We start from the raw sequence: 966 nt of genomic DNA on the forward strand, positions 1-966 counted from the left end.
CTGCCCCACCCCGACCGCGAACTGGCCGCGGACGCCGCCGCGTCGGCCGACGCGGCGATGGACCGCGCGCTCGCCCTCCTCGAACCCGACGCCGTACGCATCGACGACGCGTCGTACGCGGGCCGGCTGCGCGGCGCCCGGAACGCGGCCCGCGGGGTGGTCGTCGTGGTCCCGGGCCTGGACTCGTCCAAGGAGGAGTTCCACGACGTCACCGAGGCCCTGCTCGCGCGCGGCAGCGCCGTGTTCACGATGGACGGCCCCGGCCAGGGCGTCCGAGCGGCCACGACGACGGTCACCGCCGACTACGACAAGGTGCTGGCCCGCGTCGTCGACGCGCTGCACGAGCGCCTCGGCCCGGTCCCTGTCGGCGTCGTCGGGCTCAGCCTCGGCGGCTATTACGCGGCATGGAGCACGGCCCACGAACCGCGGATCCGCGCGGCCGTCACGGTCAGCGGGCCGTCCCGGATCACCGGCTGGGACGACACGGTGCCCTTCGTCCGGGAGACGCTCACCCAGCGGGCCGGATCGGCGGACGCCGCACGGGAGTTCCTCGCCCGTGTCGACCTGCGGGGCGCGGCGGCGCGCATCGCGGTGCCGCTGCTCGTGGTCGACGGCGCGGACGACGTGATCCCCGGCGTGGAGAACGGCGCGCGCCTCGCGGCCGGGGCCCCGGGCGCCGTCTACATGTCGGTGCCCGGCGGGGACCACCTGCTCGGCAACGTACGGGACGCGTGGCTGCCGGACGCTGCGGACTGGCTGGTGGAGCGGCTCGGCGGCTGACCGCCCCTGACGTCAGGGGCGCTCGGCCGCCTCCGCATCCTTCGCCAGGCGGACCGCCGCGTACAGGCTCAGGGCGGGCTCCGCGGTCCGCAGGACCTTGATCGCCTGGACGGAGTCGGCGGGGCCCTCGTATCCGGCCGCCGCGAGGTGCGCGCGCACCCAGTCGCCCCGCAGCTCGGCCTCACT

General features: G+C 76.5%; 1 protein-coding gene. It reads left to right on the forward strand.

What is annotated here, in order from left to right; translation table 11 throughout:
* Positions 1 to 780, forward strand: a 780-nt coding sequence (locus G3I40_RS00895; RefSeq protein WP_164300213.1) for an alpha/beta fold hydrolase, incomplete at its 5' end; no start/stop codon positions are given.
* Positions 781 to 966: the final 186 nt, after the last annotated feature.

The sequence above is a fragment of the Streptomyces sp. SID14478 genome (assembly GCF_010548525.1).
Taxonomy (GTDB): Bacteria; Actinomycetota; Actinomycetes; order Streptomycetales; family Streptomycetaceae; genus Streptomyces.